Source organism: Vibrio sp. 2-1-2a (assembly GCF_032648565.1).
GTDB lineage: Bacteria > Pseudomonadota > Gammaproteobacteria > Enterobacterales > Vibrionaceae > Vibrio > Vibrio diabolicus.
The window spans coordinates 220,936-241,682 of record NZ_WBOH01000005.1 but is presented as its reverse complement, the minus strand read 5'-3'; the positions used below and the strand labels follow the sequence as shown (position 1 = coordinate 241,682).

General features: G+C 48.6%; 13 protein-coding genes. 7 read left to right on the top strand and 6 right to left on the bottom strand.

Features of this window, described 5'->3' with window-relative positions; genetic code table 11:
- Positions 1-36: 36 nt before the first annotated feature.
- The 5 genes from F7Y48_RS15450 to F7Y48_RS15430 are packed head-to-tail and all read right to left on the bottom strand — an operon-like array spanning position 37 to position 7,285.
- On the bottom strand, positions 37-1,239 hold the full coding sequence (locus F7Y48_RS15450) for a type III PLP-dependent enzyme (RefSeq protein ID WP_258506508.1): 1,203 nt from the start codon (positions 1,237-1,239) through the stop codon (positions 37-39).
- On the bottom strand, positions 1,232-3,061 hold the full coding sequence (locus F7Y48_RS15445) for an IucA/IucC family protein (protein ID WP_258506507.1): 1,830 nt from the start codon (positions 3,059-3,061) through the stop codon (positions 1,232-1,234). The genes F7Y48_RS15450 and F7Y48_RS15445 overlap by 8 nt, the downstream gene beginning before the upstream one ends.
- On the bottom strand, positions 3,033-4,238 hold the full coding sequence (locus F7Y48_RS15440; protein ID WP_258506506.1) for an MFS transporter: 1,206 nt from the start codon (positions 4,236-4,238) through the stop codon (positions 3,033-3,035). The genes F7Y48_RS15445 and F7Y48_RS15440 overlap by 29 nt, the downstream gene beginning before the upstream one ends.
- A gap of 6 nt (positions 4,239-4,244) precedes the next feature.
- A complete protein-coding gene (locus F7Y48_RS15435) occupies positions 4,245-6,077 on the bottom strand; it encodes an IucA/IucC family protein (protein ID WP_258506502.1) in 1,833 nt (610 codons plus the stop codon).
- Positions 6,074-7,285, bottom strand: a complete 1,212-nt coding sequence (locus F7Y48_RS15430) for an acetyl-CoA carboxylase biotin carboxylase subunit family protein (RefSeq protein WP_258506500.1) — start codon at positions 7,283-7,285, stop codon at positions 6,074-6,076. Before F7Y48_RS15430 ends, F7Y48_RS15435 begins: the two co-directional genes overlap by 4 nt.
- Positions 7,286-7,535: 250 nt before the next feature.
- Here F7Y48_RS15430 and F7Y48_RS15425 point away from each other — a divergent pair, with 250 nt between their 5' ends.
- The 6 genes from F7Y48_RS15425 (at position 7,536) to fecE (ending at position 15,625) form a co-directional block, all read left to right on the top strand.
- Entirely contained in the window at positions 7,536-9,572 is a 2,037-nt protein-coding gene (locus F7Y48_RS15425; protein WP_258506499.1) for a TonB-dependent receptor, read from the top strand.
- A gap of 120 nt (positions 9,573-9,692) precedes the next feature.
- Entirely contained in the window at positions 9,693-11,831 is a 2,139-nt protein-coding gene (gene pvuA, locus F7Y48_RS15420) for a TonB-dependent siderophore vibrioferrin receptor PvuA (RefSeq protein WP_258506497.1), read from the top strand.
- A 101-nt stretch (positions 11,832-11,932) separates the two neighbouring features.
- Entirely contained in the window at positions 11,933-12,856 is a 924-nt protein-coding gene (locus tag F7Y48_RS15415; protein ID WP_316684996.1) for a Fe(3+) dicitrate ABC transporter substrate-binding protein FecB, read from the top strand.
- A gap of 74 nt (positions 12,857-12,930) precedes the next feature.
- The gene (locus tag F7Y48_RS15410) at positions 12,931-13,890 is read left to right on the top strand and encodes a FecCD family ABC transporter permease (protein ID WP_370687806.1); all 960 of its coding nucleotides are present in this window, start codon (positions 12,931-12,933) and stop codon (positions 13,888-13,890) included.
- Positions 13,887-14,858: a FecCD family ABC transporter permease gene (locus F7Y48_RS15405; protein WP_258506489.1), complete on the top strand. Its 972-nt coding sequence runs from the start codon at positions 13,887-13,889 to the stop codon at positions 14,856-14,858. Before F7Y48_RS15410 ends, F7Y48_RS15405 begins: the two co-directional genes overlap by 4 nt.
- 2 nt (positions 14,859-14,860) lie before the next feature.
- Positions 14,861-15,625, top strand: a complete 765-nt coding sequence (gene fecE / locus F7Y48_RS15400) for a Fe(3+) dicitrate ABC transporter ATP-binding protein FecE (protein WP_020841541.1) — start codon at positions 14,861-14,863, stop codon at positions 15,623-15,625.
- A gap of 117 nt (positions 15,626-15,742) precedes the next feature.
- Here the strand turns inward: fecE and F7Y48_RS15395 are convergent, their stop codons facing one another.
- The gene (locus F7Y48_RS15395) at positions 15,743-17,629 is read right to left on the bottom strand and encodes a methyl-accepting chemotaxis protein (protein ID WP_065646140.1); all 1,887 of its coding nucleotides are present in this window, start codon (positions 17,627-17,629) and stop codon (positions 15,743-15,745) included.
- 364 nt (positions 17,630-17,993) lie between these two features.
- Between F7Y48_RS15395 and F7Y48_RS15390 the strand changes: the two genes are divergently transcribed.
- Entirely contained in the window at positions 17,994-20,744 is a 2,751-nt protein-coding gene (locus F7Y48_RS15390; RefSeq protein ID WP_258506488.1) for a M16 family metallopeptidase, read from the top strand.
- Positions 20,745-20,747: the final 3 nt, after the last annotated feature.

The following is a 20,747-nucleotide window of genomic DNA, read 5'->3' as shown; positions in this document are numbered from 1 at the left end:
CAATGATTGGGGCTTGAGTGAAGCGAAGTATGCCGTTTAGAAATAGTGGAAGATCGGCGGTTCATGCATCAAGAAGTTTTGATGGGAGATGTTCCACGCATAGGCGCCCGCTAAGGTAAACACAACATAATCACCAATATCGGCGTGGGCGACGTGTTGATTGCGTGCCAGCACATCTTTGGGCGTACAAAGCTGGCCGACAAAGGTCGCTTGTGCATGCTGAATTGGATGAGAAATCTCATGGTGTTGCTCGCTTTTCAGGATGACAAATGGATGATCATGGCTCTGTGCTGCTGGCGTGCGGAAATGGTGGGTTCCTCCTCGCGCGATGACAAAGTTTTCGCCAAGATTTTGCTTAATATCCAGCACTTCCATCACGTAATAACCACATGCCGCCGTGATGAACCGTCCGCATTCAAAACGCAGTGTCCAATCTTGCACTTGCTCTTTGGCGATCAGGAATTCCAACTTGTCGCAAAACTCCATCCACGGAAAGTGTTGCTCAGGCTTTTGGTAGTTAATACCCATGCCGCCGCCCAAGTTGATCATCAGCTCACCGAGTTCAAACTCTTGTTGCCACGCTTTCACGACTTGGAAATAGCGCTGCATCAACGCTAAGTGACGTTCAACATCGAGCTGATGCGACATCAAGTGAAAATGGAAGCCTTTGAGTGACACTTGCGGGAAATCGCGCAGCAACATCAAAGCATTACTCAGTTCGGACTCGTCCAAACCAAAAGGAGTCGGCTTGCCGCCCATCGCCAACTTGCTGAGCGTGATGTCGCCGATATCAATGTTCATACGTAAAAAGATCGAAGTCGGGCGATTGAGGCGCTCGGTTAGTGCTCCAATGCGTTGTAGCTCAGTGAGGCTTTCGACGTGAATCGCATCGACATCAAGTTCAATCGCTTGTTGCAATTCATTTGGCATTTTTCCTGGGCCGCCGAAGATCAATGGCTTATCGAGTTGTTGCTGGTGGAGGTGTGTCAACTCCCCGCCAGATGCCGCTTCAATACCATCGACATACGGCGCGAGCGTGTTGAGAATCGGGCCCGATGGATTGGCTTTGGCTGCGTAAAATAGCTCGACATTTCTCGGCAAAACGTGACGCAGTTGTTTGATGTGTTCTTCTAAGGCGCTTAGGTCATACACGTACGCGCACAAGGGTTGACTTTGCTGCTGTGCGAGCGTGTGAATTTGCTGGCTAACGCGTGTCGGTAGAGAGAGTGAATTAGACATGTTGCGCTCCTTTTTCGTGTTGCTGCCAAGGCGCGGCGACTTGGGTATAGCCCGACTCCTTATCGGCTTTTTGCATCAAACGCGTGGTGAAATTATTTTTGCTTGGGAAGTGACCGCCATTTAGCAACGTTTCTAGTTCCGGTTGTTTTCCATTCACTGATTGCCAATGCACAATGGCACTTTGCACCGCATTCCACAGCGTTTGCTCTAGTGGCTCATCACCTTCTGCGATGAAGAAAATCGCTTCGCTGATGTTGTTGATAAAGGTGCAGTATCCGATGCGATTCCAGCCTTGTTCGCGACTGTAGTAAACCGATTGTCGTGCGCGTTCAGACAAGTCAGTTAATGTTTCTGCTGGCCAGAACTCCGGCAGTAATTTAGTGCCTTCCAAATCACGAATCCAAACACAACACGGCATCTCTTGCTCAAAGCCAATCAGGGTGTTTTGCAAATGCGGCTCAAACGCCACCCCGTGTTTGAAGTAGTAATTAAATACGCCCGGGATCAGGCAATGCAAATAGCGTTCAAACCAAAGTGTCGCGATGTCGGAATAGCGATTTTGCGTAGTACGCGCTTTGTTTTTAAGGCGTTGAGCAATGCAACTGTTGCCGTTTTTGTCGTAAGCAAACAGAGCGCCAGCGAGGGTTGGTTTCAAGATGTCGACTTCGCTCAGCGAGAAATTTTCGCGATACAAAATCCCAAACGATTCGCGCGCTTTGGTGTTGTCGTCCCAGTTGTGCTCAGCGACACTTTCTAGATTCAACGTGGTGGCGTAAGGCTCTGTCATCACTTTAAATACGGGGTTGTGCAGCTGTTCGTTTTCTCTAATTGGTTTGAGAATCGACGTGAGCTGCACGGCGCTGTCGAGTTCGTACCACGCGTTTTTGCGCACGCAATTGGTTAATCGTACGTTGATGGAGAATTTCGCAAACCAATCCATATCTGGGTGGTAGAGGGTACGAACTGAAGAGGTCGGCTGCATCTTTTCACCATCTAAACCCAGTGGCGTGATCTTGCCTTGTTCAATGGCACGCTTCACGCTTGGGTTGCTCAAAATGGTGTAGCTTTCCCAAGGATGGCAAGGGTAGAGGGTCTTCCCATTGCTGGTGGCGTGTTGTGGCGCGAGCTGTTGTAGCATGTGCTGAGCAGGGTTAGCTTCTCCGTCGGAACTCAGCACATCAAGTAAGGACGTATCCACTTCAAACCAGTACAACGGGACTTGCGCGCCGACTTCTGGAGAAAACGCCAAGAGATCATCCATGGTGACGCCCGAACGACTTTTCGGGGTCGGATGGAAAGTATGCCCCCAAATCAGAGATTGTTCCGAAGCGATAAATTCGTTGTGATGCGATTTGGGCGCGACGTTGAGAAACTGCTCGGTAACCAGCACGCTATTTTCCAGTTGTTCGATCAGCTCATGGTTAAATGGGATCGCCAATACCTGCTTTAGATAGTTAAGCAAAAGCGTAAGAGTTTGCGTGGCATCCAATTTCGCCCAACCAGAACCCGGCATTTTCGCCCAAGGCAGTTCTGCCAATTTGATTTTGCCCAGTTTGCTCGCGTAGTGAATCGGCAAAACCAACAGACCATTTTGTTGAGACAGATGAACGGCTACCCGCTGCTTGGCGGAATAGTTGCGTTTTAACGTTTGGGGTAGCGATGTCGATTGGTAGTGCCATTCCACTTGTTGATTCGGCAGTGCAAATTCACGTAAGTAACAATTAAGAACACCCATTATCGTGTTGAGTTGGGCTTTCTCACGATTGAGCTGCACATCATGCGCGCGCAACTCGCTAGTCTGAGAGGATTGAGTTTGTAACATGTTGATTTCCAAATTTTGAGTGGAGAACCAGCGCGATCAAGGTGATTACGCTGACTATCGCAGAAAGTAGGAAAGGAACCTCAAGTAGCCCCAAGCTAGAAATGAAAGAAGCGCAAAATCCCGCTGCCACGCCACCCCATTTGGACATGGCATCAAAGCGAGAAAATACTTTGCCACTGAGTTTGCGATCCAGATTGCTCGCAAGATGCTGATGCAATCCGTGATAACAACACACCATCGCGATGCCGAAGATAATTCTCGCAGCAATGAGTGCGGTTTCGGACGCAATCAAATGCAAGGCAGAGCTCACGGCAAGCAATGCAAACCCAAGCCACAACGTGCGCAGCGGTTGATGGCGATTCAACCCATCTGACAACACGTGGATTTTGCCTGCCAGCAACAGATAGACGCCATGCGGCAGTGCGTACAAAAAACCGATCCATGCGTGGTTAGTGATGCCATATTGCTGCACAAACGGCGAGAAATAAGGAAAGGTCACCACCATAGAAAACGCAAACCCGAACTGAGCAAAGAAGATCCAACGAATGGCATGCATTGCGTTTTTCTGTGCAATGGGTTGTTCTTGCTGAGATTCTGAGTTTGGCTTTTCGAGGTTTTGTTCGGCAGGTGTATCCACTGGCAGTGCTAGCGTGATGCCCATCGCAATTAAAGGCAAAACGCATAACCAAAGGTACGCGTTGAGCGGGTTGGTCTCTGACAAGCTCCAGCCGAGCCCAATGGGCGCAACGATCAGCGCCAAGCGAGCAGATAGTTGGGTTTTATTGAGTGACTTGCCGAGTGTTTTGGCTTCTTTAATTTGACTAGATAAGTAGCTGTTCGAGGCGGCCATGGTGCCGCCAAAGGTTCCTTGAACAATTAGACCAAACACAAACATGGCGAGGTTGTCTGCCAAGCCGCACAGCGCAAACCCTGCTGCAAGGCCAAGTTGCGCACGCAAGAGTGAGCGGCGGCGACCGTAGCGATCGGCAAAGTTGCCCCAAAATCGCGCCGCCAACGCAGTACAAAACGTGGGTAGGATAAACAATACCCCTGCCCAGTCCGCATCAATGCTTGCGCCTAACGTTGGCAATACGACGGGTAGAAATAGCGGCATACCTAACGCGGCAAACGCAGCGATAAAGTGGCACAACAACACACTGTAGATGAGTTTGGTCATAATCGTTTAACGTACGCTTTTTTTGATGGCTTCTAAGTAGGCTCGCTGTGCTTCTTCGCTAGAAAGCAGTAAGAAGTTCGGAGCCGACAAACCATAGAACTTGTTGATGTCACTCGCGCCGGAGGCTTCTTTCGAGAGCAAACTGCCAGAGCTCAACAAGTACTTGGCGTACAAATCAGGTGCCTCTTGCAGTAACTCGCGTGCCAGTTTTGTCTCTAACCCTTCGCCTTCTAATCGGTTGAGTTGCTCTGCAATGCTTTTGGCCACGATAGCGTAAAGCGATGCTGAAGAGGCAATGCCCTTCGCTGCCATGGCTTCTACAATCGCTGCAATATCCAGTTGTAATGTGATGGTGGTAAACATCTGACCGAGCGCCAATTCATTGTCGACTTTGATGCGTTGGTCGAGCAGTTCATCGCAATCCACTGGAATTGTTCCTGCGCCCTGTTTTTGGGCGGCATGATCTGTTGCAAAGTGGAAGCGCTCTGGCCAAATTCGCGCTGCGTCGTTGTCTTTCATCGCGAGCGTCATTTTGCCCTGTTGATCAAATGCAACGATGGCGTTTTGCTGGTTGGACTCCAATGCGATGCCATAACGAAGCCACAAGGTAAGGTGTACTTGGCATAATAGGTCGACGTAATCTTGGAACCACGCCAGCGTATCTTGTTGATAGTACTGCTCTGCCAAATGTTCTAAGAACAAGCGGTCGTCAGGCATTGGGCTTGCCAGTGCGGCAACCGGAACTAACGCTTTGTCTTCGCAATGGGTAAGTGGGTACTCACGTACGATGTACGCGAAGGTTTTATCCTCGCCGACGTGTCCACCGTGTTTTTCGTTGCAATGGAACAAGCGACTGTTTAAGTCGGCGTCCGTTTGTTCAAGGTGGCTGAGTAGGCGTTCAAACCAGTGGCCGTCATACAGTGTTGAAGGCTTGATTAAGCGAATATTTTTCGTGCCTAGCGAGCGCATGATCAGCGGAACTTTGATGTGAATATGCGGCGCGTCGTTGACTACCACAGTACGAACGGAAAGCGTTGGCGTCACGTCTAGGTACGTAAACGGCGCTTCTATCATGCCTTCGGGGAAGGCTTCTAAAGAGCGAAGGGTGAGCGGATGCGCAGGGAACAGTACGTGGCTCAGTGCAAAATCAGCAGGAAGCCCCACTTGCTCCATCGTCGGCCAGCAATCAGGTTGTTCGCTGGTTAATGTCACCAGTGATTTTTCAATCGCAATCCAATGCAGAGCAAAGCTTTGTGCGAACTCGGGCGCGTACTTAGCAAGGTCTTCATCGCTCAGGCCAAACTTCGCCCGCGCAGTTGGATAGTATGGGTGGTCAAGGTAAGAAGCGATCTGGTCGGCTAGCAGCAGTTTTTGATGCCAAGAACCAAGCTCAGATATTGGTTGAGAAATGTGGTCTGCGTGATGATGAAACGCTTGGTCACACAGCGCTTTGTGTTTCTCTGCACATTCCAGTTCTTGAAGGTATCCCGCCAATAATTCGTGAGAGCTCTCATGCGCCAATGTCGTTAGTAGTGCAATCCACTCTTTGTAATGTTGTTGATGCTCGACTTGGCCATTTTTCTCCACCCACCAACCTTGTGGTGTTTCGTCATTGGCGTGACCGTAGCGCCAGTGCTGCATGTAATACGTTGGCGCAACGGGTAAATACAACGTGAAATCAGAGTTGGCAAATATCAGCCAGACTTGCTCGCCTTGAGGAACAATTACCCCTTTTTGCGCATCGCTACTGAACTTGGCTTTTGACAAAATGCCAAACATGTCTTCGCGTAAGCAAGTGTCGATCAATCGTTGCGTTAGATACAAAGCGTTGTCGTTCATGCTGCCACCTCACGAGTCGGAGCTAGATCGAAATTGCTAAGCGCGTTCTGCAGCGCTTGGTCGAGGTTTCGCCCTGATGGTGAGACAATCGAAATTCGGGCGAGATAATCCTTATTGGAATAACTCTGTTGGAAGTGTTCTCCCGCGTTTTTTAGTACCTGTTGTTGGGTGATGATATCGTCATCGTGTTGGGTGAACGACGTCGAACCTCCGTCGATCACACCACTGTGTTCGGCAACCACGTAGTGCACGTGCGCTGAACCATGAATTTGGTAATCGCCGTCCAATCTTCGACCCAGATGCAGACCCAAAATCGTGCTAAACCAGCCGAAGTGAGCGAGATTGTTGAGCAAGAATTCGCGGCCATCTCCAATACTGCGGTAGTTAATTTCCACCAGAACCGGGCCATTTTCCGTAATGATAAATTCGCTGTGGCAAACTCCAAAACCAACGCCGAACGCTTTCAGCTGAGCCAAGCAAGCTTCTCGGTGAGCAATGCCGTTTGGTCCGTTCCAGTCTGCGGCGGTTTCGATAAAGTAAGGCGGCTCTGAGAGCGACACATCAAAACCGCCCACGGTGATAAGTTGGTTACCATCTCCCAGAGTTTCGAGCGTAACCAACGGCCCTTGAAGGAACTGCTCCACCAGAATGGCGGCGTTTGGGTGTTTTTGCCAAAACGCCTCGCAGTAAGCATCGAGCTCGCTTTGGGTGTCACAGCGTTGCACATCTAAACTCGCCACGCCTTCTTTGGGTTTCGCTACGACAGGAAAGGCCATGCCTAATGCCACATTCGAATGGCGGTGCAGCAAACAGCTTTGTGTGTTGGGTAGGGCTTTTTCATTCAACACTTGTCGAGTTAAGTGTTTGTTTTTGGCCTTTAACGTGACAGACCAATCTTTGGCTGGTAGACCAAAAAATTGCGCGCAGATGGCGGTGGAAGTTTGTAAGTGATCACTATTGCTGAAAATAGCGTCTGGCTTTAGTTCATGCTCCGTGATGGTTTCGATGAGTTCTAATGGGTTGAAGACATCACATTCTAGAATGGTATCCGGATTAAAGTGACTATCACGACTCGCCAGCTCTAAATGGCTGAGCTTATGGTCGGTGATAAGAACGACGTGAAGGTCCATCGCTTTAGCTGCAGGCACGAAGCCGTGAGTGACTGCATCGTTAACGACATGACTTACGATAATCATCGTAGATTTCATGAGCTTTCCTAATTTTCTAACATTTTCTTCTAACGTTGATAAAGTCGCTCACGGTCGTCTTCCAATGTGCCTCTCGCGAGACGGAGGGCAGAAGTTTTAGTGTTTATTGTTATTATGTTTGGTTTTTTTTGTTGTTAGTTGTGTTTTTAGGGTAAATAAATATAGAGCATAAAATTAATATTGCAAATAGAAATAATATTTGTTCTTATTTCCATCCGTTGGCTTTATAACAACTAAACGGAATTATGGAATGAATAAATTATTGACCCTGACCCCCTTGGCGGTCGCGATTGGTTCTTCACTAGTAGCACCAAGCGCAGTGGCTTCAGAAGAGACGAACTCAACCTCATCAGCAACTGAAACGATTCAAGTCTTCGGGCATCAGTACGAAGGTTATGCTGAACACATGCCTCAATCAGGCACCAAAACCGATGTGGAATGGCTTGATGTGCCACAAGCGGTATCCGTAGTAACGAAAACAGAAATGCAAGACCGAGGCGCGGTGCGTTTAGTGGATGCGCTAGATGGGGTAGCCGGGGTCAATAACACCTTGGGCGAAGGCAGCCGTGACCAGTTCATGATTCGCGGTTTTGATTCACTCAACGATATGTACCGTGATGGCTTGCGAGATGACGGTACGTTGCAGTCTTACCGCAGCTTAGCGAATGTTGAACGCGTTGAAATTGTGAAAGGTCCTGCGGGTGCTTTGTATGGCCGTGGTTCGGCTGGGGGCATCATCAACTTGGTGACGAAACGCGCTAACGGTGAGAATTTTACTCACGTAAACGGCAGTGTAGGTAGCAACAACCAGTATGTCGGTCAGGTCGACAGCTCAATGGCGTTTTCAGATAAGGTCAACGGGCGGATTAACTTGGAGTACCGTCAAGCCGACTCGTACGTTGATCATGTTGATTCAAACGATTTCTTCATTGCACCGACCATTCGTGTGCTACCAGCGGATGGTCACACCATTGATATTGACGTGGAATACGCCCATCAAGAACTAGTGCCATATCGTGGTGTGCCATCAAAAAATGGCAAGCCAGTTGATTTGCCAGTAAGCACTTACTTTGGCGGCACAAACGACTATCAGGAGTCAGACAGTCTCCGTATTGCGGTGGATTACGAATGGCGTCTGACTGATCAATGGGTATGGAACAACCGAGCGGCGTTCAACCATATCGAACTTGAGCAAAAAGGCACGCGTCAGGGCAAAGTGACGGGTAATGAAGTGTCTCAAACCGTTAACAACTTTGGTTACGATCCACGTACTACGACCACTTTACAATCTGAGCTGATTTGGGAAACCAACGACAACCAATTGATGTTGGGCGCGGATTTCAACCAAATTGATATTGACCTGACGTTGGCAAGTGACAAAACGCTTCCCCCGCAAAATATCTACAACCCAGTTGTGGGCCCAACACCCGATCCGGGCTTTAAGCCATTTCGTGACAATACCACCACCACGACAGGTTTGTATGTGCAAGACGTCTATACGTGGGGCGACCTTTCTTTGATCGGTAACGTGCGTTACGACTCGATGGAGCTCGAACAACAAAAAGCGGGCTCAGATAAGGAAAAATTGGATGATGACAAAGTCAGCTACCGTGCTGGTTTGGTATACCGCATCAATTCCGACACATCCGTATACGCCAGTTTAGCGCGCTCTTGGCAGTTACCGTACGCTGGTATCTACATCAATCCAAAATTGGCGGAATTCTTCCACACCGACTTAAAAGAGGTGGGTGCGAAAGCGTACCTCTTGGATAACGCATTAATGTTGAATGCGGCACTGTTCCAGATTGATCAAGAGCAACCACAAACTAACGTGGACGGCGATGTGATCGATAAAATTGAAGTGCGTCACCAAGGCATTGAATTAGAGGCTCGCGGCCAAATCACCAAACAGTGGGACATCTCTGTGGGTTACAGCTATTTGGATGCGGAAGACAAAGCCACAGGCAAAAAGCCTAACGATGTATCAGACCACTTGTTCTCTCTTTGGAGCACTTACCAATTGGATGACAACTGGCGTTTAGGCGGTGGTGTGAAGTACGTGGGCGACCGTTACGCAGGTAACGACGAAGCCGTCGCACTTGGCGATTACACAACGGTGGATTTGATGGCGGCGTACACCACTGGTCGTCACAAAATCCAAGCGAACGCTTACAACATTTTGGATGAGAAATACATTCTTGGCGCAACAAACGGCACGTCTGGCTTAAACCAGATTGGCTACGGCGCACCGGCCGAGTTCATGCTCAGCTACGGATATCAGTTCTAGGCTTTTTGTGCGTAGTTAGCGCCTGTTAGCCAATTTTTACCTCATATTGAGGATGTTTAGCCCCGAGAGCCTACGGGATGTATTCTGTCCGAGGCTCAATTTCTCGCAAAGGAGATCTTAATGTCTTACCAGAATTTGGATGGTAAAGTGCGTGTACGTGCTGGTTTGTCTACCACTTACAGTGTGCTTGCGATTGCAATCGCTTCTGCCACATCCATGAGCGCGGTTGCCGCTCCTGCTAAAAAAGAACAAACTACCGCGATGGAAACTGTCGTTGTCACTGGTAGCGTGATTGGTAAATCTGAAATTGAAGACGTCAAAGAGTACCCTGGTGCTCGTACCGTCATTACCCGTGATCAAATTGAGAAAACCGCCGCAGGTTCGATTGATAACGCGCTGCAGCGCGTGCCGGGTATTAAAGTTCAGGATGAAAGCGGAACGGGCGTATTGCCTAACATTTCCGTACGTGGTTTGAAAGCAAGCCGTAGTGGTCATGCTCAGTTTTTGATGGATGGTGTACCGCTAACACTTGCGCCATATGGTCACACTGGTCAGTCTATCTTCCCAGCAACACTGTCGATGCTTGATCGTATTGACATTGTACGCGGTGGTGCCGCAGTACAGTACGGCCCAAACAACGTCGGTGGTGTGATCAACTTAGTGACCAAACCGATTCCACACACGTGGCAAACTGAAATCAGTAACCGCCTTACCGTGTTTGATGGCGGTGATGCGCCGCTGAATGATTTTTACCTGCGCACGGGCGGCTGGTTAAGCGACACGTTTGCACTGCAGTTGGAAGGTAACTTCCTAAAAGGTGAAAGCTTCCGTGAACATTCCGATACGGACGTGAAGAACTTTCAAGCTAAAGCACAATGGCTACTGAGTGATACTCAAGAGATTCAAGCATTCCTGCAACGTTACGATGCTGAAACGCAAATGCCGGGCGCACTTTCGCCACAAGATTACGAGCAAGATCGTCATCAATCGAAACGTCCTTACGATGATTATGAAGGTAAGTCGACGCGCTGGAGTGTTAAGTACATCCACGATTTGCCATTTGCCGACAGTGCCGAGCTAGAAGTGCTAACGTTTGGTCACAAGTCAGAGCGTCTTTTCAAGTGGGGCTTTAACAGTGCGGGTGGCCATTGGGCGGATCCGGCTCTGCCTGCGACGGACGTTCGTACCTCTCCACGTGAATTTACCGTGTACGGCATAGAGCCGAAAATGGCGATGTATTTTGGTGAAGGCAAATCCGTTACCCAAAACTGGATCGTGGGTACTCGTTATGTTAACGAAGACATTGACTACAAACTCACTCAGACTCCAATCGCTGGTGGCGCAACCAAAGTGCCGCGTGATTGGCATTTAGATACGGATGCGTTTGCTGGTTACGTCAGTAACGAGATTGGCTTGTTCAATGATACGTTGAAGGTAACGCCAGGGCTGCGTGTTGAATCGGTTCTCATGACGTTTACCGATCGCGGTAAAAAGCAAACGGCAGACAACAAGGTGACCGAATGGCTGCCGGGTTTGACGGTGGCATACAACGTGACTGACCAGTGGGTAACGTATGCGAACGCGCAAAAATCACTTCGTGCGCCACAAATTGCCTACATCCGAGGCTTGGGTGAAGAAGGGAGCGAACTGGCTTGGAACTACGAAGTTGGCGCGCGTTACACCCAAGATGCGACCAGTTTTAACGCTGCACTTTATCGCATCGATTTTGAAGACCAACTGCAATGGCAAAGCTCAACGCAGACCTTCGATAACATCGGAAAAACACTTCACCAAGGTTTAGAGCTTTCTGCTCGTTACGTACCTGAAGCACTACCTGCACTGAGTTTAGGCGCAAGCTACAACTATCTAGACGCTACGCTTGAAGAAGAAGGCGCGAATAAAGGTAATCAACTGCCTTACACCTCTAAGCATCAGCTTGGTTGGGATGCAACCTACGCATTTTACGGCATGGACACCACGCTATCGGGCTTCTACTTCAGTGACTCGTATACCGATAACGCCAACACCAGTGCCGAAGATGCAACAGGCGCAACGGGTAAAGTACCATCTTACATGGTGTGGAATTTCAACTTGGGGACGGATTTATACAAAGACGACAAAGGCAAGTTACGCATGAATGTTGCGGTGAACAACTTGTTTGACGAGGAGTATTACTTCCGCGGGATTGATACAAGCCCAGTTGGTCGGTACCCAGCTCCGGGACGCTCTTACACACTGGATCTGAACTATCAGTTTTAAGCGTTTCGTTCACCGAGTTTGAAAAGAAAAGTCGCCAATTTACCTTGGCGACTTTGCCGATCTTAGGTACTGGAAAACTCTTAGCACTGGAAAAAAGCAAGATGAAAAATAAAAAACAATTTACGATCAAACACTTTTCAACCGTTTTGCTGATGCTACTGAGCTCAGTTTTTATGTCATTTTCCGCAAGTGCTCAGGTGCGTAGCGTGCAAGATGAGCAAGGCACTTTTGAGCTAGAAGCGATACCTCAACGTATTGTGGTTTTGGAGTTTTCGTTTGTGGACGCTCTGGCGGCCGTCGATGTCTCACCGGTAGGCGTCGCCGATGACAACGATGCCACACGAGTCATTCCTGCTGTTCGTGCCAAGGTTGAGCCATGGCAATCGGTCGGCATGCGCTCGCAACCGAGTTTAGAGGCGATTGCGGTGCTCAAGCCGGATTTGATCATTGCTGATGCAGAACGTCATCGCGCGATTTATCAAGATTTGCAGCGAATTGCGCCAACTTTGCTGTTAAAAAGCCGTGGTGAGACGTATAAAGAAAACCTCGAATCTGCACAGAAAATCGGGGTTGCGATTGGCAAGCAAGAGCAAATGACGCAACGCATTGAGCAGCACAAACAGAACATGGCAGAGTTCAAACAGCATTTTTCGACACAAGAAACCATTCAGTTTGGTGTGGTTTCCGACAAAGGGATGTGGCTGCATAGCCCGGTTTCTTACGCTGGCGGCGTTTTGAGCACTCTAGGCATCCAAAGCCCGCTGGCTCCATCTGAGCGCAATGCGTATATCCCAACCAGCTTCGAACTTTTACTAAAAACCAACCCTGATTGGTTACTCGTTGGACTTTACTCTCAACCAAATATCGTGGATGAATGGCGAAAAAATCCATTATTTAAGCTGTTAACTGCGGCGAAAAAGCAGCAACTGGTAGAAGTCTCTCCGGAACTGTGGTCATTAAATCGCGGCATGTTGGCGGCGGAAGAAATTGCCCGCAACCTTGAAGCGTTATTGGGGCGCTCATGAGTGCGTCGATAATCTCAGAAAGCCCGTCTTCGGTTAGCAAATCGCATTGGAAAGCGAGCTTGTTTGTCTGTGCTATGGCGTTGTGTACGCTCTCAGGCTATGCAGCCTCAATGATTGGCTGGTCCAACTTTTCTTTGAGCGTTAATGATCTGACAAGCTATTGGTTTGCGTTTGATGAGGGCAATATGCTGCATCAAATCCTCGCGACGCTGCGTGCGCCTCGTGCCTATGCTGGGTTATTAATTGGCGCTTCGCTTGCGGTATCCGGAGTGCTGATGCAAGGATTAACTCGTAACCCTTTGGCGTCGCCATCCATTCTCGGCATTAATGCCGGTGCGGCGTGTTTTATGGCCTTGGCGTCCATCGGCGTACCATTCTTTAGTCAATTGAACCCAATCATCAACGCAGTACTCGGCGCGCTACTAAGTGGTGGTGCGGTCATGTTGTTGGGCGGTTTTTTCTCCGCGCGTTCTCACCCATTACGTTTAGTGCTAGCGGGCATTGCCATCAGTGCACTGCTGATAGGGTTAACTCGTGCGTCGGTAATTTTGGCAGATGACATGGCTTACAGCGTGTTGCATTGGTTAACGGGTTCACTCTCTGCGGTAGATTCTGAGCAGTGGCAGCAACTGTGGCCTTTTGCGACTTTAGGTTTGGTGCTCGCCATGGGCTTAGCGCGAAACTTAAATTTACTCGCGTTGGGGGACGAAGTTGCTGTTGGGCTAGGTGGTAACATTCGTCTTACGCGATTTATCAGTGGTTTAGCGGTTGTGCTGTTGGCAGGAACTAGCGTAGCGATTGCTGGGCCAATTGGCTTTGTCGGGTTGTTAGTGCCGCACTTGGTACGCCCGATTGTTGGTCACAACTATCACATTCTCATTCCGGTTTCCGCCTTGTGTGGCGCGGCATTGGTGACGTGGTCAGATGCTTTATCACGAGCGATTGCCTTTCCGGCTGAAACGCCAGTGGGCGTGATTACCGCGCTGTTGGGCACACCTTGCTTTATCGCGATTGCAATGAGGAAATCATCATGATGAATCAAACCAAACTGTTTGCATTAGTTGGATTGTTGCTGATTGCGGCTTCTCTCACGCTGTTTGTTGGCGCGGCGAACATGTCGGCTCAACAGGTTTTTGCATTACTGTTTTCTTTCTCTGGCTCGGACTTTGTGATTCACCAATATCGACTGCCGAGAATGTTGCTCGCCATTGGCGTGGGCGCTGGGTTGGGGCTGTCAGGCGTTTTAGTTCAAGGCGTCATCCGTAATCCACTTGCCTCACCAGATTTAATGGGGATAAGCGCCGGAGCAGGACTGGCGGCTACCGCTTGTTTGGTGCTGTATCCGAATGCGCCAGTGGCAATGTTGCCGATGGTCGCCATGGCGGGAGGCTTGCTTGCTGCTGGCTTTATTGCTGTGCTGGCTTACTGGTCGAAACCAACACCAGCACGTTTGGCGCTGATTGGTGTTGCTGTCAGCGCATTTTTAGCCAGCGGTATCGACTTTCTTCTGATTGTGCACCCTATTGAAATCAACACGGCGATGGTCTGGCTAACGGGCAGTTTGTGGGGACGAAACTGGCAACAAGTACCGTTAATTTGGAGTGCTCTATTGCTGCTACTGCCATTGGCGTTTTGGCTGGCATGGCGGTTAGATGTGATGGGACTGGGAGAAGAAAGCGCCACTACGCTTGGCACGAAACCAAGACAGATCCAAATTCTTGCGCTGATTGCTGCCGTGCTATTGGCGAGCATCAGCGTGTCTGTGGCAGGTACAATAAGCTTTGTTGGCCTTCTTGCGCCGCATCTTGCGCGTTTGCTGTTTGGCCACAACCACAAGTTGTTGATTCCTGCCGCGGCAACCCTTGGCGCTTTGTTGGTGATTTGTGCCGATGGTTTAGCGAGAGGCTTACAGCCGCCAATTGAGCTACCAGCGGGAGTGCTGACATCTGTTATTGGCGCACCATATTTCATTTTTCTTTTGTATCGTTATAGAGGTTGGTAAGCATGTTACGAACGCAGAACTTATCCGTCGCGTACGGCAAACAGACCATCATTCCAGATCTCTCTTTGTCGATTCCTCAAGGTAAAATTACCGCACTAGTTGGCCCAAATGGTTGCGGTAAATCGACATTATTAAAAACCTTGGTACGCATTAACAAGCCAGCTTCCGGCCAAGTGTTGTATGACGAAAAACCACTAAGCAACTACGGCGATAAACGCTTGGCGCGTTCGTTGTCTTTGCTGCCGCAAATTCTTGTCAGCCCTGAAGGTATTACCGTCAGAAAACTGGTCGAATATGGCCGCTCGCCTTACCTCTCTCATTGGGGCAGGTTAAGTCAACAAGACAAAGCCTTAGTCGAGCAAGCAATGCAAGATACTGGCGTGATAGAGTTTGCTGACAAGCCAGTTGAATCGTTGTCTGGTGGTCAAAGACAAAGGGCGTGGATTGCGATGGTAATGGCGCAAGATACCGACGTAGTGATGCTTGATGAGCCAACCACTTACTTGGATCTCTCTCACCAAGTTGAGCTGATGAAACTCATGAGGCAGATGAACGACAAAGGCAAAACAGTGGTCGTAGTGTTGCACGATCTAAACCAAGCGTGCCGTTACTGCGATCATTTGGTGGTGTTGGAAAAAGGTCAGTTAGTCACGCAGGGTACGCCGCAAGAGGTACTGACAGAAGGCATGTTGGCATCGGTGTTTGATTTACAAGCGAGAGTATTTAACGATCCAATCTCAGGCACGCCGATGTGTGTGGCGGTGTAGGTCTTACGTCTTTCGAAAGCTATCTGCAATTAAAACGCTGAGCCATAAAAATAACCCCGCTAGTTATACATTTGCTAGCGGGGTTTGTTGTTTTTAAGTGCGTTCCTAGCGTGGCGTTTAAGCCAGTTTAAACGTCGCTACTTTCGAGTTGAGATCCTCGGCTTGTGATTTCAGCTCAGCAGATTGATTCATCGATTCTTCGGCACCAACCACCAAGTGATCAGTCACATCTTTAATTGACGTGACGTTTTGTGTGATTTCATTGGTTACGTGCGTTTGCTCTTCGGCTGCGGTCGCGATTTGCGTTGCCATATCGCTGATCAACGCAACGGCCGCGTTGATTTCATCCAGAGCCAGTGCTGCGCGATCGGCATCTTCCACCGAACCTTGCGCGAGCTGAGAGCTTGTATCCATGATGGTCACAGCGCGTTGTGTGGTCTGTTGCAAAGTCTCGATCGTCGAGCGAATCTCTTCGGTTGAGGTGTGTGTGCGTTGTGATAGCACGCGAACCTCGTCTGCAACAACGGCAAAACCGCGGCCTTGTTCACCTGCACGCGCCGCTTCAATCGCCGCATTCAGAGCCAGCAAGTTGGTTTGCTCCGCGATGTCTCGAATCGTTGATAGCACGGTTGAGATGTCTTGCGCGTGCTGGTTGAGCTCACCGATGACAACGCTCGCTTGGTTGACTTCAGAAGACAAATTATTGATGGACGATTTGGAATTGATCACCAACTCATGACCGTTTTGTGTGCTTGCTGAAGAGTCTTGAGCGGCTTTGGCCGTCTGCTCTGCATGCGCTGCAATCTCTTGCGTTGCCGATGCCATTTCGGTCACAGCGGTCGCCACCATAGTAATTTCTTGTTGCTGATGGTTCAGATCAGAAACCGACTGATTCGCGCGAGTCGTGCTCAGCTCCGATTGTTGGCTCAGTTCTTCCGCTTGGTGACGAATGTGACCAATAAGTTGCTGCAAACTTTCAACGAACTGGTTGAAGTTTTCAGCCAGTTCACCAACTTCGTCACGGTTTTCTACTTTGATGCGTTGAGTTAGGTCACCGCTACCGTTGGCGATTTGCGCGAGCGCATTCGAAACATTGTAGAGCGGACGGAACAAGATGTTACATAGCAGGTTAAACAAAGCCACACAGATGACGACGACGATAGTGGTTGCGATGATTTGATCCCAAACGGCTTCGTAGAGAGGGGCAACCAACGAGTTTTGATCTAACACTGTGACCGTTGTGAGTTTGGTGCCCTCAATATGGCGCGCGTAAACCACATATTCGGTGTTGTTAATCGAGACACGACGCTCTGTGCCGGAACGTGCGGCAGAGGTAATATCGCTATTGTTTAGGCCCAGCTTGCTAACAGGTTGATTCAGCAGCTTACCGTCGTTATGGGTGAAAATATTGCCCTGTTCATTGGCAATAAACATATAGCCTTCACCCGGCAGGATCACTTGGTTGAGGCTGTTTAGGATATCACCGATCTCGACATCTGCACCCAGAACGACGGTTTGACCATGTAGTTGCAGGGCTTTACCGAGCGACACGACGTTGGCCCCCGTGGCCGCTGCGACGGTTGGGTTATCCATAAAGACTTTCGATGGATTGGCAATGGCGTTGGTGTACCAACCCCATTTGCGTGGGTCGTTATTACCTGGTGGCAAAACCACCCCATTGGCGTTGTCTTGTGAGCCGTCTGGGTAAGCGAGAAAGACGTTATCAAACGCGCCAGAGTCTCGGACTTGTTTCAAGTGCGTAACTAGAGAACGCTTCTCTGAATCGGAAGAGAGTGACGTCAGTGCTCGCTCTTTTGAGAGTAACCAGTCCTTTACGTATTGATTGTAAGATGCGCTGGTGCTTTCTAGTCGTTGCGCGACTTCGACATCCAGTCTGTTTAATGAATCTCGAAAAGACAGCCCTTCTACCAGCACTCCCCCGAGAATGATGGCAGCACTGGCAGAGATCGCCAGTTTGTTTTTTAATGATAGATTTTTGAACATAAAGCGAATAATAGATCTTTGAATAATAGTTGTTGTGTTTTTATTCTCATCAGGACTCACCGAGCCGTTGAATATGCAGCAGAAAGTCAGATTCGAATCTGTTCAATAATTATATTTTATTGCTCAAAATAAATACTGACTCCATGTCGCGATTTTGAGTTTTACATCAAATAAGAAAAAGGCTTTTAAGCTGTGTTATTTATCTATTTGTAAAGTAAGGATTTGTCTATTTTTGTAAATGATAATTGATTTCATTAAAAGGTGATTTACGTCACATTTGAGTAGTGAATAATCCATTAAAAATGTGAAGGTCATAGAACGAGGATTATATTGTTCGGCTTAATCATTGTTATGGGCAATAGTTATGCGCAGTATATTGTTAGTCCCCGCGTTATTACTGTCAGGGTGTGCTCTGACACAACAATCGACGCCGATTCAGCCTGACGCCAACTGGCATGTCGACCAGTTATCGAACGGTATGAAATACCATCTTTACCCAACAAAAGACCAAGAAGTATCGGTCCGTTTGGTTCTGAATGTCGGCTCATTCCAAGAAGAAACCAATCAAAAAGGTTACGCTCACTTTGTTGAGCACATGGCGTTTAATGGCAGCACGCATTTTACCGGCAACGACGTTGTTAAACTTTTCGAGCAATCTGGTGGTAGCTTTGGTGCCGATATCAACGCCTTTACCACTTATCAGCAAACTTCTTACCAACTTGATCTTGCCAATAATACAAAGCTGGAAGATGCCCTGAAGTGGATGAGAGATATCGGAAACGGACTTCAGTTTGCTCCTGAACAAGTAGAGAAAGAAAAAGGGGTGATCCTTGGTGAATGGCGACGTGCTAACCCGGATGATAAGTCCTTTTCTATGCATGCTTATCAAGCGTCGATTGAAGGCACTATGTATGGTGAACACGACCCAATTGGTACTCGCGAAGCGATTCAAAATGCCTCATCAAGCAAGCTAAAAGCGTTTTACGACAAGTGGTACCAACCACAAAATGCCGAGTTGGTTGTGACCGGTAATATCGACGTAGATTCACTGTCCAATATTATCAAAAACAAATTCTCGAACTGGGAAAGCACCTCGGATACCGTAATAGAGAAGCGCCGCGATATTCGAGTGAATAACCAAAACCGAATCTTGCCAAGTAACACGATGGAATCACCAAGCCTTCATTTAGTGATTGAGCGTGGTCTAAGTGGCAGCACTACGATTGAACAACAGCATCAAGTGTGGCGTGATGAAGTCGCAACACAGCTAATTCAACAACGTCTGATTCGTGTACTTAATGATGCCGCTGAACCTTTTCAGTATGCTTATGCCCAGCCTTACTATTCCAACTACCAGCGCATGATGTCGGCAGGTATTTCGTTTGGGCCTGAGCGTCGTGAACAAATGCATCAAACTTTCATCAGCACGTTGGCGTCACTGAGAGATTATGGTGCGACCCAATCTGAGTTAGAGAGCATCATGTCAAATTGGCAAGGTGAGCTCGCAAATATTGATTCAGACTGGGACCAACGTAAGCCAAACAGTTATGCAGAAGCGCGCGTTTTCCAAATTGACCAAGGCAGTGTGAGTCAATCAAAAGAGAGTTACGCCCAGAGTTTGTCTGAATTCATCAACAACGAGAATCTAGAGAGCATTAACACGCAATTGAATGCCTTGTTGTCTGAGCAACCAATCTTTGTGATTGGGTTGGGGAAAAGTGAAACGTCAGCTCAGTTCAATGATGTATTTACCGATCTATACAGTGCCTACCTCCAAACTGGCGAAAAACCGTTAGAGATGTATGACAAAGTGGATGGATTCTTACAGCCTACTCAAGAAGGTACCATCACCAGCATGCGTCAGGAAGCGGGTGGCTTTCAAGTTTATACGCTATCAAACGGTGTCGAAGTGTGGTTCCAAAAAGATGCCAAAGCGGGTGGTCGAGCTTATATTTACTATGCGAGCCAAGGTGGTAAAGCCGCCGTTGATCCAGCGTTATATGCTGCGTATGAAATCGCTGCAACGACGGCGATACGCAGTGGGTTAGGGGCATTTTCTGGTTCAGAGTTAGACAGTTACTTACGCAAAAATAACATTGCGCTTAGCGCGATTCTTGATGCGACCAGTCACGGTTCACAAATTACCGCGCCAACAACGCATTTAACTTACGCGTTGAATGGACTATACAATCTAGCGACGGAGATTAAAGTCGACGAGCGCCAGATGGCGGCAGCGAAGCAAGAGTTTAAGCAGCAGAGCGGTGCTTTTTTTGAATCACCGATGGGAAAACTGATTCAAAAAGCAAACGGCAATTCTTATTTGCCGGGTAGTCGTCATCGTATAGTGTCCAGTGATGATGTTGAACAAGTGACTTCCGAGCAGATACTAGCGGTGCATGAGCAACTTTTCAAAACCAACGATGGTTTTAAGATGGTCATTGTGGCCAATGTCGAGCCGGAAGAAATTACGCCACTCTTGCGTAAGTATGTGGCCTCCATCGAGATGCAACCGAGTCGTTCGATTGATTACCATGTTGCGTTCAACACCGACGTGCCGGCGCGAACAGTCGTTGCGGATGGTCATGAACCTTCATCCTTGTATGTAATGCGTTTGACTAACACGAACGATTACCAACGTACGGCAAGGGATACGGTTATCGAAGATATTTTGCAACGTATCAGTAATGCGCGTGTCTTGGATATTGTGCGAGAAGAGTCTAGTCTCGATTACAGCCCAAATATTTACACCGTGACGCAAGATCGCGAACCAATCTCTGATTGGCTCTTGGAATCTCAAGTTGAGCCCGAAGACGTGGCAGTTTTAGATAGCAAGTTAGGCAAAATGTTTGATGACTTGGCTTCGAACATCACGCAAAAAGAGGTGGATACGGCAGCGAAGCAATTGGCGGTAGCGATGCAAGGATTAGATGATAACCCTGCTCAGCGCGCATGGTCGTATACTCGCTACTTAGTGCATGATTACGGCGTCGATGTGTTGCTTGACGTTGAGAAAGCGGCTAAGAGTGTGACGTTAGACGAAGTGAAAGCGCATGCGAAAGCGGCTTTTGGTCCGCAAGCAAAGCGCTCGGTGATGATTTTAAACCCGGCCGAATAATCA

Bases quoted from the DNA above. Each gene is read 5' to 3' on its own strand.
- F7Y48_RS15450 (WP_258506508.1), bottom strand. From the start codon at position 1,239: ATGTCTAATTCACTCTCTCTACCGACACGCGTTAGCCAGCAAATTCAC.
- F7Y48_RS15445 (WP_258506507.1), bottom strand. From the start codon at position 3,061: ATGTTACAAACTCAATCCTCTCAGACTAGCGAGTTGCGCGCGCATGAT.
- F7Y48_RS15440 (WP_258506506.1), bottom strand. From the start codon at position 4,238: ATGACCAAACTCATCTACAGTGTGTTGTTGTGCCACTTTATCGCTGCG.
- F7Y48_RS15435 (WP_258506502.1), bottom strand. From the start codon at position 6,077: ATGAACGACAACGCTTTGTATCTAACGCAACGATTGATCGACACTTGC.
- F7Y48_RS15430 (WP_258506500.1), bottom strand. From the start codon at position 7,285: ATGAAATCTACGATGATTATCGTAAGTCATGTCGTTAACGATGCAGTC.
- F7Y48_RS15425 (WP_258506499.1), top strand. From the start codon at position 7,536: ATGAATAAATTATTGACCCTGACCCCCTTGGCGGTCGCGATTGGTTCT.
- pvuA (WP_258506497.1), top strand. From the start codon at position 9,693: ATGTCTTACCAGAATTTGGATGGTAAAGTGCGTGTACGTGCTGGTTTG.
- F7Y48_RS15415 (WP_316684996.1), top strand. From the start codon at position 11,933: ATGAAAAATAAAAAACAATTTACGATCAAACACTTTTCAACCGTTTTG.
- F7Y48_RS15410 (WP_370687806.1), top strand. From the start codon at position 12,931: ATGGCGTTGTGTACGCTCTCAGGCTATGCAGCCTCAATGATTGGCTGG.
- F7Y48_RS15405 (WP_258506489.1), top strand. From the start codon at position 13,887: ATGATGAATCAAACCAAACTGTTTGCATTAGTTGGATTGTTGCTGATT.
- fecE (WP_020841541.1), top strand. From the start codon at position 14,861: ATGTTACGAACGCAGAACTTATCCGTCGCGTACGGCAAACAGACCATC.
- F7Y48_RS15395 (WP_065646140.1), bottom strand. From the start codon at position 17,629: ATGTTCAAAAATCTATCATTAAAAAACAAACTGGCGATCTCTGCCAGT.
- F7Y48_RS15390 (WP_258506488.1), top strand. From the start codon at position 17,994: ATGCGCAGTATATTGTTAGTCCCCGCGTTATTACTGTCAGGGTGTGCT.